13 protein-coding genes are annotated in these 16,076 nt (G+C 44.0%); 6 read left to right on the forward strand and 7 right to left on the reverse strand.

Translation table 11 applies throughout. From position 1 onward, the window contains the following. Positions 1 to 11: 11 nt before the first annotated feature. The 3 genes from thiI to pomA form a co-directional block, all read right to left on the reverse strand. Positions 12 to 1,460, reverse strand: a complete 1,449-nt coding sequence (gene thiI / locus HW45_RS05250; protein ID WP_038225393.1) for a tRNA uracil 4-sulfurtransferase ThiI — start codon at positions 1,458 to 1,460, stop codon at positions 12 to 14. 241 nt (positions 1,461 to 1,701) lie between these two features. Then, a complete protein-coding gene (locus HW45_RS05255; RefSeq protein ID WP_038225394.1) occupies positions 1,702 to 2,637 on the reverse strand; it encodes a flagellar motor protein MotB in 936 nt (311 codons plus the stop codon). A gap of 39 nt (positions 2,638 to 2,676) precedes the next feature. Continuing rightward, a complete protein-coding gene (gene pomA / locus HW45_RS05260) occupies positions 2,677 to 3,441 on the reverse strand; it encodes a flagellar motor protein PomA (RefSeq protein WP_031493735.1) in 765 nt (254 codons plus the stop codon). 343 nt (positions 3,442 to 3,784) lie between these two features. Between pomA and xseB the strand changes: the two genes are divergently transcribed. The 3 genes from xseB to dxs are packed head-to-tail and all read left to right on the forward strand — an operon-like array spanning position 3,785 to position 6,820. After that, positions 3,785 to 4,027 carry an exodeoxyribonuclease VII small subunit gene (xseB, locus tag HW45_RS05265; RefSeq protein WP_006074254.1) on the forward strand — a complete coding sequence of 81 codons (243 nt, stop codon included), beginning with the start codon at positions 3,785 to 3,787 and terminating at the stop codon, positions 4,025 to 4,027. Between the two features lie 20 nt (positions 4,028 to 4,047). Then, entirely contained in the window at positions 4,048 to 4,932 is an 885-nt protein-coding gene (ispA, locus tag HW45_RS05270) for a (2E,6E)-farnesyl diphosphate synthase (RefSeq protein ID WP_038225395.1), read from the forward strand. A gap of 22 nt (positions 4,933 to 4,954) precedes the next feature. Further along, on the forward strand, positions 4,955 to 6,820 hold the full coding sequence (gene dxs / locus HW45_RS05275) for a 1-deoxy-D-xylulose-5-phosphate synthase (protein WP_038225396.1): 1,866 nt from the start codon (positions 4,955 to 4,957) through the stop codon (positions 6,818 to 6,820). A 106-nt stretch (positions 6,821 to 6,926) separates the two neighbouring features. Here dxs and gltX read toward each other — a convergent pair whose 3' ends face one another. Then, on the reverse strand, positions 6,927 to 8,354 hold the full coding sequence (gltX, locus tag HW45_RS05280; RefSeq protein ID WP_038225397.1) for a glutamate--tRNA ligase: 1,428 nt from the start codon (positions 8,352 to 8,354) through the stop codon (positions 6,927 to 6,929). 163 nt (positions 8,355 to 8,517) lie between these two features. Here gltX and HW45_RS05285 point away from each other — a divergent pair, with 163 nt between their 5' ends. After that, positions 8,518 to 11,265, forward strand: a complete 2,748-nt coding sequence (locus tag HW45_RS05285) for a heavy metal translocating P-type ATPase (RefSeq protein ID WP_038225398.1) — start codon at positions 8,518 to 8,520, stop codon at positions 11,263 to 11,265. Between the two features lie 58 nt (positions 11,266 to 11,323). After that, complete coding sequence (locus HW45_RS05290) at positions 11,324 to 11,773, forward strand: DUF411 domain-containing protein (protein ID WP_006075234.1); 450 nt, start codon at positions 11,324 to 11,326, stop codon at positions 11,771 to 11,773. 56 nt (positions 11,774 to 11,829) lie between these two features. Here HW45_RS05290 and HW45_RS05295 read toward each other — a convergent pair whose 3' ends face one another. The 3 genes from HW45_RS05295 to HW45_RS05305 all read right to left on the reverse strand — a co-directional run bounded on the left by HW45_RS05295 (position 11,830) and on the right by HW45_RS05305 (position 14,183). Next, complete coding sequence (locus HW45_RS05295) at positions 11,830 to 12,576, reverse strand: hypothetical protein (RefSeq protein ID WP_038225399.1); 747 nt, start codon at positions 12,574 to 12,576, stop codon at positions 11,830 to 11,832. 319 nt (positions 12,577 to 12,895) lie between these two features. After that, positions 12,896 to 13,249, reverse strand: coding sequence for a DUF2799 domain-containing protein (locus HW45_RS05300; protein WP_051867816.1), 354 nt, complete (start codon positions 13,247 to 13,249; stop codon positions 12,896 to 12,898). 223 nt (positions 13,250 to 13,472) lie between these two features. Then, positions 13,473 to 14,183 carry an oligogalacturonate-specific porin KdgM family protein gene (locus HW45_RS05305; protein ID WP_038225400.1) on the reverse strand — a complete coding sequence of 237 codons (711 nt, stop codon included), beginning with the start codon at positions 14,181 to 14,183 and terminating at the stop codon, positions 13,473 to 13,475. Between the two features lie 550 nt (positions 14,184 to 14,733). On the opposite strand from HW45_RS05305, the gene HW45_RS05310 reads away from it, so the two are divergent. Next, positions 14,734 to 15,591 carry a TraB/GumN family protein gene (locus tag HW45_RS05310; protein ID WP_038225401.1) on the forward strand — a complete coding sequence of 286 codons (858 nt, stop codon included), beginning with the start codon at positions 14,734 to 14,736 and terminating at the stop codon, positions 15,589 to 15,591. Positions 15,592 to 16,076 lie beyond the last annotated feature (485 nt).

The following is a 16,076-nucleotide window of genomic DNA, read 5'->3' on the forward strand; positions in this document are numbered from 1 at the left end:
AAAGACGATCCCTAAGGGCGATACACCTTCACATTGTTAAAACCTTGTTCTTGCAAATACAAAGCTTGAAGACGACTCATTACGCCGCGATCACAGTACAACAGGTACGTTTTCGACTGGTCTAAGTCACCAAACTTGGTTCCTAACTTAAAGAATGGAAGGTGTTGAACTTCAACGCCATCGAGTTCCAACGGACTCTCTTCCTCTTCTTCTGCGCTACGAATATCTAAAACGATAGCGTGCTCTTCAACTGCTTGAACTTGCTCAACTTCAGGCGCTTGCTCCTGACTTTCTTTTTCGATATCACGAATGTCCATCATTCGCGCATCACGCACGACTTGCTCAAGAATCCCAAAGTCGAATTTCTCTTCTTCAGCTTCTAGCTTAGTTTTCACAGCCTTCACAGTTGGCTTACGAGAAATCACCCCGCAGTACTCAGGCATGGTCTTAGCGAAATCTTCAGTACCAATTTCACGAGCAAGGTCGATAATGTCTTCTTTATCCCAGTTGATCAGAGGGCGAAGAATTAATGTGTCAGTGACACCGTCGATATGACGTAAATTAGTCAGCGTTTGGCTTGATACCTGGCCGAGTGCTTCACCCGTTACCAAGGCTTCAATGCCAAACTTTTCAGCAAGCATTCCACCAGCACGCATAAACATACGCTTAAGAATAACGCCCATTTGGCCGTCTTCTACTTTTTCAAGAATTTCAGCAACAACCGGTTCAAAGTCCACCGAGATGAATTTCACTTTCGCCGAAGAGCCGTACTTGTTCCATAAGTAATGCGCAACTTGCTTAACGCCAATCTCGTGAGCAGGGCCGCCTAAGTTGAAGAAGCAGTAATGCGTTTTAGAACCGCGTTTAATATGCAGATAGCTTGACACACCAGAATCAAAGCCGCCTGAAATCAAGCTCAGCACATCTTCTTGTGTGCCAAGAGGGAAACCACCAAGCCCTTTATGGCGAGCGATGATTTGATTCAGTTTATCGTTCGCAACTTCGATGTTTACTGTTACGTCAGGCTTAGACAGTTTCACACGAGCACTTTCGACAGCTTGGTTCAAGCCACCGCCAACATAGCGCTCAAGCTCGATTGAGGTGAAGTCGTGTTTGCCGCGTCGCTTAGCTCGAACAACAAAAGTTTTGTTTTCGATACGGCTGCCGTTTAGTTCCAACACCTGCTCGTAGATATCGTGCATATCTTCAAAATCAGATTGCTGAACCTCAAGAACATGATGGATACCCGGGGTGTGAGTTAGGATCTCCAACACCTCGTTGTAGTATTTATCAGAGCTAGCATTCACTTCAATGTGGTCACGACGGTTATATACCGCTACAGATTCCGTACGTCGCTGGATAATAATTCGCAGGTTGCACTCTAAGATTCTTGTAAAGCGCTTACGCACTGAATCGCTTTTTACAAAAATCTCTGGATGGGGCTTTACGATAAATCTCATAGTCTTTTCACATCTCGTTGCAATGCTGTCTGAGCACGACAGTATAGGTAACAAATATCAACTGTAGTACAAACTCACCCAACTCATCGTGCCAAGTTTGAGACTAGAGCGGGCATTCGTCTATTTTGGGGCGCAAGTATATACTCTACGTAGTTAAGATGCGAGTGTTGCAATTGTAGCGTTCAGCACAATAAAAAACACCAGCGCTGAACGCTGGTGTTTCATAGTAATAGTGCACATTTTATTGACCGTCTGCAGACACCTCATCAGTGTACACTGGCTCCCCTTGCATAATACTGATTTCAACACGGCGGTTGCGCGCTCTCTGTCGCTCAGTATCATTCGGGCCCAAAGGTTCGGTATCAGCCACTCCCAGCACTCGCAACCTTTGATGAGAGAAGCCTTTTACTTTCTCCATCTCTTGGGCAACAGAAACGGCTCGCTGAGACGATAAATCCCAATTAGAACGGTACAGCTCAGAATCCAAAGGCAAGTTATCCGTATGCCCTGATACACGGACTTGGCCAGGTATATCCTTAACTAAATCAGCAACCTGACGAACAAGAGGTCTAAATTTAGGCTGCAAGAAGGCCGACCCCTCTGGGAAAGCGCCTTTTTCTTGAATTCGAATCACCAGTTGTTGTCCCAAATTGTCCACTTCAACGGCTCCCTGATTAATCTCTTGCTGCAACGCTTTCCTGATGATCTCCTCTAGCTTATCGAGATCTTCATTTTGTTGTTCGCTCTGTGCTGACGCCGTGCCAATCTGGTTCTTTTGAGACCTATCCGCAGTTTGACCGCCTGTCATTTTGCCATCGTCTCGCTGATTACCACCAGCTCGATCCGACTCACCTTCATGAAACTCCAGCGTTTGCTGAGTGATGTCCATGGTCTGCTGCATAATGACATCAATTGGCGTCGGCTCAGGGCGACCTGGTCGGAATTCTTGCGCGATGATGCTGGTACCCTTAGGGATATCTTTCACCTCAAGGCGATTTTGTACCCCAAAGGCAAACTTCATGGAGCCCGCGATCTGCTTGAACTTTAGTACGTCCATCTCTGAGAATGACAACAGAAGTACAAAGAAGCACATGAGTAGCGACATCAAATCCGCAAATGTGCCCATCCATTGGGGAAGACCCGGTGGTGGACAATCGCATTTTTGTTCCTCTTCCACAGCTCCTCCTACACCAATTTAATATGTGAGACCAGCATGTTACTCACCGTCCAAATCAAAGGCTCGCTTGCTTTCATTGAGGTAGTTTTTCAAATAGCCATCAATCACGCGAGGGTTTTGACCATCTTGAATCGCCAAGACACCATCCATAATCAAACGACGATTGAGTTTTTCTTGCTCGCGACGCAACGTCAGCTTGTCAGCAATCGGGAAGAAAAGCATGTTGGAAAGAATGGCTCCATACAAGGTTGTTAATAGTGCCACCGCCATTGCTGGGCCGATCGACTTCGGATCGTCCATGTTAGAAAGCATCGCAACCAAACCGATAAGGGTACCGATCATTCCCATTGCAGGAGAGACGTCACCAAATGCCTTAAAAACGCCCGCTCCTTTCACATGACGTTCATCGGTTAATGCGATGTCTTTTTGCATCGCGTTACGCACGACTTCTGCATCGTGACCATCAACCAAAAGATCGATGCCTTTTTGCATAAAGCTGTTCTGGATATCCATTTCCTCTAACGCAAGGAAACCACCTTTACGTGCCGCATCCGCCATTTCGACGATTTTCGCGATTAAGTCTTCAGGTTCATCGGTTTTGAACATGAACGCTTTGCCCGCAATCTTCGTTGCACTAAAGAACTGGCTCAGAGTGAACTTCATCAACACCACAAATGTCGAACCACCGATTACGATGAATACCGACGTGGTATCGTAGTAAGTCATGATGCTGCCACCCAGCACCATCGCCATAATGATCGAAGCGGCCCCACCAATTAGGCCTATCAGCGTTGCTAAATCCACTCAACACTCCATAAATAATTGCCATCAATCGACATTGACGAACCTGAATATCCGCACGAGTCTATCGCGTTATATTCAGGTTATCGACCACATGCCTATATCTTTAAGTAATTTATGACCTGAAAATCACAAAATTCCCCTTTCCTTCTTCTTCGAGTCTGAGTCAATTCGAGAAATCACCATAAAACAACATCTTCCACAGTTTCTATATCCATCCTGTTGAACAAATTTGTAGCAGAAACAAAAAGTGGAAAGCATCTTGGTTACATTTTTAGCACCATTAGTTTGACCATCCGTTAAGGCTCATGTAACGTTCGAACATTTCTGATAAAACAAGTAAGTTATGGCGACGAAAAAACCAGAGAACATGTCGTTTGAAGCGACAGTGGATGAGCTTGATATGCTTGTCGAACAACTAGAAAATGGTGACCTTGCATTAGACGACGCGTTGAAGAAGTTTGAACGTGGTATCGCTTTAGCTCGTGCTGGCCAACATAAGCTTACTGAAGCAGAACAAAAAGTCAGCATCCTGCTAGCCAAAGATGACGACGCAGAACTTGATGACTTCTCCCAGTCAGCAGAATAGAACCAAAAGTGAGTATCCCCATGATTGAGGCTTTAAAGTCTTATCAACAACGTAATAACGAGCAACTGGACGCTTGGCTCGACCACTACCCTTTCCAAGAGCAAAGATTAATAGAAGCAATGCGATATGCCTTGCTACTTGGCGGTAAACGCGCTCGCCCTTTCCTTGTTTATGCTACCGGACAGATTTTTGGTTGCAACAATGAACAATTAGATACTCCGGCCGCTGCTATTGAGTGTATCCATGCCTATTCGTTGATCCACGACGATCTTCCTGCAATGGATGATGACGAACTCCGTCGAGGTCAAACGACTTGCCATATTCAATTCGATGAAGCGACCGCTATTCTAACTGGTGATGCTCTACAAACGCTGGCCTTTACCATTTTATCTGAAGGTGAATTGGCATCCTTTGCCAATGAGCAACGTATTACTATGGTACAAAAGCTTGCTCACGCTTCAGGTGCTGCTGGCATGTGTATTGGGCAAGCGCTCGATCTAGAAGCGGAGAACCGCAATGTGACACTGGAAGAGCTTGAGCGTATACATCGTCATAAAACAGGGGCATTGATTAAGTGCGCTGTTCAGTTAGGTGCTTTGGCAGCTGGGGCTAAAGGGGTTCAATACCTGCCTCAGTTGGAAAATTACGCTGATGCAGTTGGACTCGCGTTTCAGGTACAAGACGATATTTTAGATATTGTCAGTGACACGGAAACCTTAGGCAAACCTCAGGGTTCAGACGTCGAACTTAACAAAAGCACGTACCCTGCTTTGCTAGGATTAGAAGGGGCTCAGCAAAAAGCAGCGCAGCTTTTTGAAGAAGCGCTTTGTGCTTTAGAGGCAATCCCCTACAATACTCAATTACTCGAAGATTTCGCCCGATATGTCATCGAGCGCAACAACTAAACAGAATTAAAGCGCTAACACTATGACACTTGATATTTCAAAATATCCAACACTGACATTAGCAAATACACCGGAAGAACTTCGCTTGATGCCAAAAGAGTCACTTCCGAAGCTTTGTGAGGAGCTAAGAACGTATTTGTTAAACTCTGTGAGCCAGTCAAGCGGACACTTGGCTTCTGGCTTAGGCACGGTTGAATTAACTGTCGCTCTACATTACGTATACAATACGCCTTTCGACCAATTGATTTGGGATGTGGGCCATCAGGCTTATCCACATAAAATTTTGACGGGTCGACGTGAAAAGATGTCGACCATTCGTCAAAAAGATGGGCTTCACCCGTTCCCTTGGCGTGAAGAAAGTGAGTACGACGTTTTATCCGTTGGCCATTCATCCACATCTATCAGTGCAGGACTTGGTATTGCTATTTCTGCGGCTAAAGAAGGCAAAGATCGTAAAGTGGTCAGCGTTATTGGCGATGGCGCCATTACTGCGGGAATGGCGTTTGAAGCGCTTAACCATGCTGGTGATGTTCATCCTGATATGCTCGTAATCCTCAATGACAACGAAATGTCTATCTCGGAAAACGTTGGCGCTCTAAACAACCACCTCGCTCAGGTATTATCTGGTAGTTTGTACACTTCGATTCGTGAAGGTGGAAAAAAAGCACTATCAGGTTTGCCACCAATCAAAGAGCTGGTTCGTCGTACGGAAGAACATTTAAAAGGTATGATCGTTCCGGGCACGCTATTTGAAGAGCTAGGCTTCAACTACATCGGCCCAGTTGATGGTCATGATGTCAATGAACTGGTTAAAACGTTAAAGAACATGCGTGAGCTTAAAGGCCCGCAGTTCCTACACATTATGACCAAGAAAGGTAAAGGATACGAACCGGCTGAGAAAGATCCAATCGGTTACCACGGCGTACCTAAGTTCGATCCTTCTCACTCCTGCCTGCCAAAAAGCAGCTCAAGCAAACCAACCTATTCAAAGATCTTTGGCGATTTCCTATGTGATATGGCAGCCAAAGACCCTTCATTAATGGCAATTACCCCTGCCATGCGTGAAGGCTCTGGCATGGTACGTTTCTCGAAAGAGTATCCGAGCCAATATTTCGATGTCGCGATTGCAGAACAGCACGCCGTGACATTAGCCACTGGTATGGCTATTGCTGGTAACCGCCCAATCGTTGCCATTTACTCTACTTTCTTACAGCGCGGCTATGACCAACTGATCCACGATGTTGCTATTATGGATTTGCCGGTAATGTTTGCTATCGATCGAGCAGGATTAGTCGGGGCTGATGGTCAAACTCACCAAGGTGCCTTCGACTTAAGCTTTATGCGCTGCATCCCTAACATGGTCATCATGGCACCAAGTGATGAAAATGAATGTCGCCAGATGCTCTACACTGGTCACATGCACAATGGTCCAAGTGCCGTGCGCTACCCACGTGGTGGGGGCAATGGAACAACACCAGAAACTGAATTTACCGCTCTAGAAATCGGCAAAGGTCGCATCGTACGTGAAGGCGAAAAAGTAGCGATATTATCCTTCGGTACTTTCTTAGATAATGCGCTTATCGCGGCGGAGAACATCAATGCTACCGTCGCTGATATGCGTTTTGTTAAACCGCTTGATGAAGCGCTAATTAGAGAGCTTTGCAATAGTCACGACGTCATAGTTACTCTAGAAGAAAACGCTATTGCAGGTGGTGCTGGCGCTGGCGTAATTGAGTTCATGATGAGTGAGAAACTAATGAAGCCCGTCCTAAACCTAGGGCTTCCTGACAGGTTTGTCGCTCAAGGCACTCAAGATGAGTTGCACGCAGAGCTTGGACTGGATGCGGTGGGTATAGAAAAATCCATTCGAGACTATCTAGAGAAGTAATCTTACTTCCATATAAAAAGCGGCTTGTGAGTCGCTTTTTTTGTTTTTATGAAAAAAAGGCCGCAATATTTATTGCGGCCTTTTCAATATCATCGAGTAAGAGTAATTAAGCGTTCGCTTCACGCTCAGCAATAAATGCTAAAGCCATCTTAATGCGAGCAATAACACGCTCTTTGCCAACCAGTTCCATAACTGCATCAACCGATGGAGATTGACCACCGCCTGTTACTGCTACGCGAAGTGGCATACCGATTTTACCCATACCAATTTCTAATTCTTCACAGACCGCGGCAATGACTTGCTCTTTAATATTTACTGTTGTCCACTCTTCCAACGCTTCTACTTTCGCTAGCGCAGCTTCTAAAGGCGCTTTAGCTACACCGCGTAGATGTTTCTTCGCAGCACCAGCTTCGAACTCAGAGAAATCTTCGTAGAAGTAACGGATTTGCTGTGCAAGTTCAACCAATGTATTGCAACGCTCACCAACTAGCTTAATGACTTCTGTGATAGCAGGACCATTCTCTGTGTTTAGCTTTTGCTCATCAAGGTGCCATTGTAGATACTTTGCCACATACTCTGGCTCAGATGTCTTGATGTAATGGTTGTTCAACCAGTTTAGTTTGTCAGTATTGAACGCAGATGCTGATTTTGAAATAGCATTCAAAGAGAACAGTTCGATCATCTCTTCTTGTGAGAAGATTTCTTGGTCACCATGAGACCAACCTAGACGCACCAAGTAGTTGTTCAAAGCATTCGGAAGGTAGCCTTCATCACGATACTGCATCACAGAAACCGCGCCGTGGCGCTTAGACAGTTTCGCACCATCATCACCTAGGATCATTGCACAGTGTGCAAATGTAGGTACTGGAGCACCTAGAGCTTCATAGATATTGATCTGACGAGGCGTGTTGTTGATGTGATCTTCACCACGAACAACATGTGTAATACCCATATCCCAATCATCAACCACTACCACAAAGTTATATGTTGGCGCACCATCGGTACGACGAATAATCAGGTCGTCCATTTGGCTGTTTGAGATTTCAATGCGACCACGGATTTGGTCATCAAACACCACGCTACCCTCTTTCGGATTGCGGAAGCGAATAACACATGGGTCACCTTCTTTTGCTGCTGCGTTCGCTGCAACAATTTTAGGGTGGTTCGCATCATAGCGAGGAATTTCTTTGTTCGCTTCTTGCTCTGCACGAATCTCTTCTAGCAACTCTTTCGGCGCATAACATTTGTATGCTTTGTCTTCGGCAAGCAGCTTATCAACCATTTCATTGTATCGATCAAAACGCTTAGATTGGTAATAAGGACCCTCGTCCCATTCCAAACCCATCCACTGCATGCCTTCCAAGATCGCGTCCACTGCTTGTTGCGAGTTACGCTCTAGATCGGTGTCTTCGATACGAAGAACGAATTCGCCGCCTTGGTTTTTAGCAAATAGCCAAGAATACAGTGCAGTACGTGCACCACCGACATGAAGATAGCCTGTAGGGCTAGGAGCAAAACGTGTTTTAACCGTCATCGAATGTACCTTGTTGTCAACGTCGCACGATGCGCTTCATCGTGCGTTGCAAATTTGGGCGCTATTTTATCACCTTAAGCTAAATCTACAATCAATAGCTTGACCTTACCCTTGCGGTAAGGTTTATCGTTAGTCACAGTTCAATATTTCTTCGAGGTGTTTTATGAATCAATATACGCTAAATCTATCAGGACTCTCCTGCATGGGGTGCGTGAATAAGTTGCAAAAAGCACTCGATACCTCCCCGCTATCGATGGATGTCAAAACACTCACCACTGAACAACTTATCGTGGAGAGTTCCTCGGATGTCCAAGACATTATTTCCATCGTTCGATCCCTTAACTACCATGCCATTCCCGTATGGCATTTTGTACTTTCAGGTCTGAACTGCGGAAAATGTGTAGCGAAATTGCGCGCTCAGCTTGAGTCATTGGAAGACTACGAAATTCTCTCATTGAGTAAATCAGAGTTAACCATTGCAACAGTAGACAATCCGCTAACTATTATCGATAGCGTAGAAGCTGTTGGATATCAAGCAAAGCAAGCGGCCAACCCTACCAGTGGCAATGACGTTGACGCGTCTACGCAAAGCGAGAGTATTGAGCCTATTTCTCCTGATATCTCGTCGCTAACAGAATCGAAGGACGAACCGCTGTTAACACAAGAGGGCTACAGACTTCATTACCTGATTCAGGGAATGACTTGTGCAAGTTGTGTGAGCTCGGTAGAGAAAGCACTTGCCAGTGTTGATGGCGTCAAGAGCGCTCGCGTTAACCTTGCTGAACAAAGTGCTATGGTGGTAGCTTCCAAAGATGTAGAAAGCATCAATGACACTTTGCTCGCTGCTGTTGCGAGTGCGGGTTACCTAGGGGAGCTAGTTCAAGACTTAGCCACAAGCCAAAGTCAGCAACAGCAAGCGCTGTTAGACCATCAAGCGACTCAAAAAAAGCACACTATTGTTGCCTTAGCCATTGGTGCTCCGCTCATGCTTTGGGGAGTACTAGGTGGCAATATGATGATCCGCAACCCTCTAGACCAAATGACCTGGGGGCTAATTGGAGTCATCTGTTTATGGCTACTCGCTACCGCCGGGCGCGACTTCTATGTAAATGCTTATAAAGCACTAACACACAAACGAGCAACGATGGATACCCTCGTTGCGTTAGGCACGGGCGCAGCATGGTTTTACTCTATGTTAGTGGTGGTTAAGCCTAGTTGGTTCCCACATCAATCTAGACATGTCTATTTTGAGGCAAGTGCGATGATTGTGGGATTAATATCTCTCGGGCACTACATCGAAGCCAAAGCAAAGTCTAAAACCAATCAGTCGCTTCAAGCGTTAATGAACCTTCAACCACAATATGCGACTGCCATTATTGATGGTCAAGATCAACCTATGGCAGTGTCAGATATTCGTCTTGGCATGCTGCTTAGAATAAAGCCTGGTGAAAAAGTTCCTGTTGATGGCCTAGTACTTGAAGGACACAGCTATGTTGATGAATCCATGTTGACGGGTGAACCTGTAGCCGCGGCAAAAGACATTAATGACTCCGTATCTGCAGGCACATTAAACACCGATGGTAGCTTGGTTATCAAGGCAACAGGTGTGGGCGCAGATACTATGTTGTCGCGTATAATTAACCTAGTAAGAGAAGCGCAAAGCAGTAAACCTGCCATTGCTAAATTAGCAGACTCTATCTCAGCAATATTTGTTCCCGTCGTTGTAGCTATCGCTTTATTAGCCGCGGCAGTTTGGTTCTTTGTCGGACCAGAGCCTAGAGCCAGTTATATGCTTGTTGTGACGACAACAGTACTCATCATCGCCTGCCCATGCGCATTAGGTTTGGCAACACCACTGTCTATTACTGTTGGTATAGGCAAAGCTGCCCAAGCCGGCGTATTAATTAAAGATGCCGACGCCTTACAAAAACTAAGTAAAGTAAAAGTCGTCGTATTCGATAAAACCGGCACACTGACCATGGGTCAGCCAACCGTACAGCGAGTATTTACATCGAACCTATCATCAGCACATGAGCTGACAGAACATGAGCTGGCCAAATTGGTATTGCCATTAGAAAAACGTTCAGAACATCCTCTAGCAAAAGCGGTCACTCGATATTGGTCGGCCACTGACACAAGTGAGCCCCAACAATTTGAGAATCTTAAAGGCAAAGGGGTTAAAGGGATAGTTGACGATAAGCAAATAACCATTGCATCGCTCAATCACGTACAAAGTTTGAACATTGATACAACGCCGATTCAAGATGGCCTCGATGAAGCAGCAAATATGGCTGCGACACCAGTGGTCGTGGTTATCGATAATTCAGCGGTAGCTGTGATTGCTATCGCCGATGAGCTTAAGCCAGAAGCCGCGTCTGCAGTGGCATCATTGAAACAGCAAGGTATTCATACTGTGATGCTAACGGGTGACAACCGACATGTTGCTAACGTAATCGCTAAGAAGCTAGGTATCGACGAGGTGGTTTCTGAAGTACTGCCAGATGAGAAGTCCGCTCATGTAGAGTCACTTAAGGCTAAGTTTGGGTCTGTCGCTATGGTTGGTGATGGCATCAATGACGCACCTGCTTTAGCACTTGCTGATGTCGGTATTGCCATGGGCTCAGGGAGTGACGTGGCCATCGAAAGCGCGCCAATGACATTGCTTAATAGTAACCCTGCAACGGTGGCTTACGCCATCTCACTGTCTAAAGCGACAGTGAAGAACATAAAACAAAACCTATTTGGTGCGTTTATCTATAACTCGTTAGGGATCCCGATTGCAGCAGGGATTCTTTACCCGATTTTTGGTTTTCTGCTCAGCCCTGTTTTTGCTGGAGCAGCCATGGCACTGTCCTCTATTACCGTTGTCAGCAACGCAAATAGACTCAGAAATTTTCAATATAAAGGCTAATCGAGTTCGTTAACCGATAACGATATAGCCAATAATTAGTTGTTAAAAAGGATTCAATATGTCAAAGCAAACACGTTTATTCAAACTGGCAACACTGTCGTTTGCGATGGTAACAGGTTCAGCGTTTGCCACGGATATGCTCACGTATAAGTCACCTTACTGTGGCTGCTGTAAAGAATGGGTGAAGCATATGGAAGATGCTGGGTTTAATGTTACGGTTGAAGAGCATAAGAATATGAACCCGATAAAAGAAAAACTAGGTATAAAGCCCGAACTCGCTTCGTGTCATACAGCGGTTATCGGTGACTACGTCTTCGAAGGCCATATTCCAGCCGATGACATCAAGGCTTTCCTAGAGAACCCACCTAAGAACGCTAAGGGACTTGCTGTTCCTGGTATGCCCGTTGGTTCTCCAGGTATGGAATATGGCGACAAGAAAGACCCTTATCATGTCTATGCTTACAATGAGAAAGGTCAAGTCTACAGTTTCCGTGCTTACAATATGTAACGTGAAGCACTGATACTAGAAAAACGCCATAGCAGTCGCTGTGGCGTTTTTTCTGGCTAAAAGTTATAAATCCCACCTATAAGAAATGCGCTATTCGCTACACCATGGCCATAACGTGATACTTTAAAATCCCCTTGACTCTTGTACTCAAAATACGGCTGAAACGCGTATTTCGTTAACGTCAACCTAAACTCATGATCCATGGTACTGTCCGTGTATGGGTAGTATGGCCCATAAGCTCCTATGCTATGGTAAACATTGTTGTAGTGGATTTTCACTGGGTGCGTTTGGAACGTATAGGCAATCTTGTTATCAAATCGATAATCTGTATCCGGTTTATATCCCCAACGGTCATGTTGTGCATAAACTTCGATTCGAGTGCGATGACTCAAAGAGAGACCTTCCTCAAAGTCATAGCCGATTTTAAAGAGTGGACGGTACTGCATGGTTTCACCCACTTGCATTAGGTGTTCATAGCCAGCCCCTAGCCAGAAGTTGTCCGACATTTGAAAACGCTGCTCTACCCCTAGCGTTACCAAAGGAGCTCTCACGCGGTGTCCATAGTACATGTTATGGTGGTGATGTTGACCATCACTGTGAGGTGTTGCACCAATCGCAATATCTTCTATTTTGAACTTAATCGTTGTATCCGTATCAAAAGTATGGCTTGCTGCCATCTTAGCTGTGGTTTTGGAATCATAGAGATAACTGCTATTGAACTGGATGTTACCTTCAATATAGGACGATGCAGCAAATGCGCTGCTCGAGCTAAATGCGAGTGCCAAGAATGAAATTTTACGCAAGACGTTAGTCCTAACTTAGTCAGAAAAAACGCATCTTCGCTCTCGATTTACCTTGTGGCAAATTCTAACAAAGTCATGACTCTGCAAGACACAAATTGTCAAAAAATCAGATAAATACTGGAAATTCAATCAACTAGCTTAACCCTAACTTCGCTATGTAAATAAATCGTCTGAAAGACATATTTTCTGGGCAGAAAAACGACAAAGGACGACCAATAGTCGACCTCTGCAAGGATAAATAAAAGTTGCTGAGTAAACAGCAAATTTATTAAAACAAACTAAACGTTCAGATTTATATCAGCGTGCCGCCTCAGTTCCGCTATAAGCGGCCAAGACTTTGATTTGAACGTCCATCGTTATACTTCATTCGGAATCGCCAATCGAGGTCGTCACAAATCCCCAGATAGCTTTTCCCCATAATCCCTAACTTGTAGGCATCTTGCGCGCAGTATTCAGTTCGGCCTTTTTCATATCCCTTAGAGTAAGCCGTTTCTAAAGCTTCATCATTAACATTTAATTCTTCAGGTGTTTTTTTCATGTAGCCTTTTTTTGACTGCTCATAACCAAATGTTTGCCATGAATCACTCGTCCCATCTGTGGGAAAAGCTATCTGAGTACAACCACTCATAAAGACAACTGTGATTAAGCTAGATACAAGAAATTTAATATTCATTTCATCACCCTTTTAAGTCATTACTGACAATAAGAAGTTTAGTACGCCATGACTTGAGCATTCGTTCAGTCTCGTTTGCGTATTTTATCTTGTCACTCTGAAGACAAGGGACAGATAAAAAGAAATTGCGAGGCACCTCTATTCTATAGCCGAACTCAGAACAGAAAAAAGGCTCCTTACGGAGCCCTAAATATGGAAATATGAACAATCTTGAGGGGACAGATTAGAAGCCGTATGAAGCACCGAACACAACAGCGTTGTTTACTGCACTGCTTCCGTCAGCATTCTTTAGGCCGTGAGCTTGGCTACGGAACTCAAAGTATGGTTGTACGCCGTCACGAGTCCAAGTTGCACGAAGCTCATGGTCCATCGTATTAACTTTATCATCGCCGTTCGCATCTTTGTCGCCAGCTACTACGTAAACGTTGTTATAAGAAAGAGCTACAGGCTGGTCAGCGAATTGATAGGCAATTTTGTTGTCTAAACGAACGTCGGTATCTGATTTGCGAGCTTGGCCATCTAATTGATTGTTAATGTGCATACGAGTACGGTTGCTCAAAGAAAGGCCGTTATCGAAGTTATAACCGATCTTGATCAGTGGGCGATACTGAATTGTTTCACCGCCTTGAATCAAGTGATGGTAACCTGCTGCAAACCAAAGGTGGTCAGTTGCGTTAAAGACCTGTTCCACACCCAAAGTAGTCGCTGGTAGTGGACTAGCACCATCTTGTACTTTACCCAGTGGAATAGCATCAAACTCAACTAAAAGCGTAGTGTTAGAGTCAAATGTATGGCCGGCTTCTAGCGTAGACGTTGCTTTAGAGCCTTGAAGGTACGTATCGTGAAACTGAACGTTACCAGTTACATAAGAAGAGCCTGCGAAAGCGCTAGTTGATGCAACTGCAAGAGCGGTAAGAGCGAGAACTTTTTTCATTATAACACCTATATATGCTTTAGTTTTGAGCAGCTTATGTTGCTGCCTTGATATGCTGCCGTTTGGCTTGAGCACACTATAACTAGATTTAATTCGCGCTAACAAATAATTACCCCACACAAGTGATCAAAATCACAACAAGAAAATGACAAAAAATATAAATCATTACAAAACAACAATTTAAAAAGGTTATATAAAACACAATAAATTTCCAAAGAAAAATTACCTATGATAGAAGTCACAAAAAACATGCTTGTATCGCCATATTGATGACAAAAATGTCGTAAAAACCACATGCCGTCGAAAATTACTCTTACAAAATCGTGACATCAAACGTACTTTTAGGTTTAAAACAGCATTTAATTCGCATCAAAAAAGTAGTTTTATCGGTAAAAAATAACCTAGAGCAGTAACTCTCCATTTCAACCTTGGCATTTGAGGAGCGAACTTGTGTTAGTCTGAACACCCAACCGTAGTTCAGAAAGTGGTGGATAAAGTGCTTAGAGATATTTCGAGTCGTATAAAGAGAGCTCAATTAGGGCCTTCATTCATGAACCTTCTGTTATTGGTCTCGTTCTTTTCTCATGCAGAACCACTGTTATGGCAAGCAGACAAAGGTGAACAGCACCTCTATCTCATGGGGACAATTCACGTTGGGGATACCGAGCTCGATCCATTTTCTAGAGAGGTGACAGAAGCTTTAGATGGCTCTAATAGCCTAATTGTCGAAACACGCTTAAATGAAAAAGTTCGTTTCCCGCAAGAACCACAGCCAAGCGCGAAGCAGGTGTTAGATGAAGAATACTTAGCAACATTGAGTACAATCTTAAAACAGACCTCCCTCGTTCCAGCTACCATCTTGAACTTACCGCCTTGGCAAGCAGCCCTAACCCTACAGCAATTACAATTCCAATCTCTTAATTACCAACCTCAGTTTGGCATTGATATGCAGTTTGTTCATTGGGCAAACACTCATCAATTACCAATAAAGGGCTTAGAGAGTTTACAGTTTCAAATCGATTTACTCGCAAATCAGCCTGATGACGGATTAGATATGTTGAAACAAACAATCCAAGAGTGGCCAAATGGTGAAGCAAGTATCCAATGTTTAGTCGAGTCTTGGCGTATGGGAGATATAAAGAACCTTGAAGAGGTGTTACAAGCAGAGGCCTACAACGATGATTTTTATCACTCATTTATCTACGAGCGAAATGAAAAGTGGGTAAAGATATTAAGCCAATCGCAAGAATACAGAACAGGAGCCTATTTTGTAGCAGTGGGCGCACTACACCTTGTTGGAAAACATAGTGTTGTTGAATTGCTAAGAGAACAAGGTTATGCCATAAACCTACTTTCCACACCAAACAAGGCAAATTGCTCGATTTCTGGTACGAGTCAGGACAACTGACTATTATCGAAATTCATTCATTTTACCGACTCTTTACAACAAAACGTCGAAAACGAGATATTTTTGAGCTGATAACACGTCACCGTAAATCAGACTCCCTTAGATCCCTTAATTACCAACTAGTTAACTGTCATTCTCATAGATTATTCTAGAAACTAAGTAAGTTATTTTAAGTAGTTGAGTGGTATTTCTCCATAATACATGACAAAGCTATAGATTATTTTTGCTTTCCAAATCATACGCTTATTAATTTAATGTAATTAATAAGTTCCACTTTTTTGGAATTAAAAATTTTTTAATTCTTACTCTTTTTTTTGATCTTTATTCTCTCTTGTTCATACTTAGGATTATCTCGAAGTGTGAGATGCCTCCAAATTTTAAATAATTGAAAGGGATCATTATGAAAATTTTCTCAGCACTAATCTTCGGCATCATGCTGACGCTTGCTCCAATCACCCATGCCTCAAACAGTTCAGCGTTAGGTC

Origin of the sequence: Vibrio sp. ER1A (assembly GCF_000733315.1) — a bacterium.
Lineage (GTDB): Bacteria > Pseudomonadota > Gammaproteobacteria > Enterobacterales > Vibrionaceae > Vibrio > Vibrio mediterranei.

Excerpts from the sequence above, each read along its gene's own strand:
- thiI (WP_038225393.1), bottom strand. The coding sequence starts at position 1,460 with ATGAGATTTATCGTAAAGCCCCATCCAGAGATTTTTGTAAAAAGCGAT.
- xseB (WP_006074254.1), top strand. The coding sequence starts at position 3,785 with ATGGCGACGAAAAAACCAGAGAACATGTCGTTTGAAGCGACAGTGGAT.
- ispA (WP_038225395.1), top strand. The coding sequence starts at position 4,048 with ATGATTGAGGCTTTAAAGTCTTATCAACAACGTAATAACGAGCAACTG.
- dxs (WP_038225396.1), top strand. The coding sequence starts at position 4,955 with ATGACACTTGATATTTCAAAATATCCAACACTGACATTAGCAAATACA.
- gltX (WP_038225397.1), bottom strand. The coding sequence starts at position 8,354 with ATGACGGTTAAAACACGTTTTGCTCCTAGCCCTACAGGCTATCTTCAT.
- HW45_RS05285 (WP_038225398.1), top strand. The coding sequence starts at position 8,518 with ATGAATCAATATACGCTAAATCTATCAGGACTCTCCTGCATGGGGTGC.
- HW45_RS05290 (WP_006075234.1), top strand. The coding sequence starts at position 11,324 with ATGTCAAAGCAAACACGTTTATTCAAACTGGCAACACTGTCGTTTGCG.
- HW45_RS05300 (WP_051867816.1), bottom strand. The coding sequence starts at position 13,249 with ATGAATATTAAATTTCTTGTATCTAGCTTAATCACAGTTGTCTTTATG.
- HW45_RS05305 (WP_038225400.1), bottom strand. The coding sequence starts at position 14,183 with ATGAAAAAAGTTCTCGCTCTTACCGCTCTTGCAGTTGCATCAACTAGC.
- HW45_RS05310 (WP_038225401.1), top strand. The coding sequence starts at position 14,734 with ATGAACCTTCTGTTATTGGTCTCGTTCTTTTCTCATGCAGAACCACTG.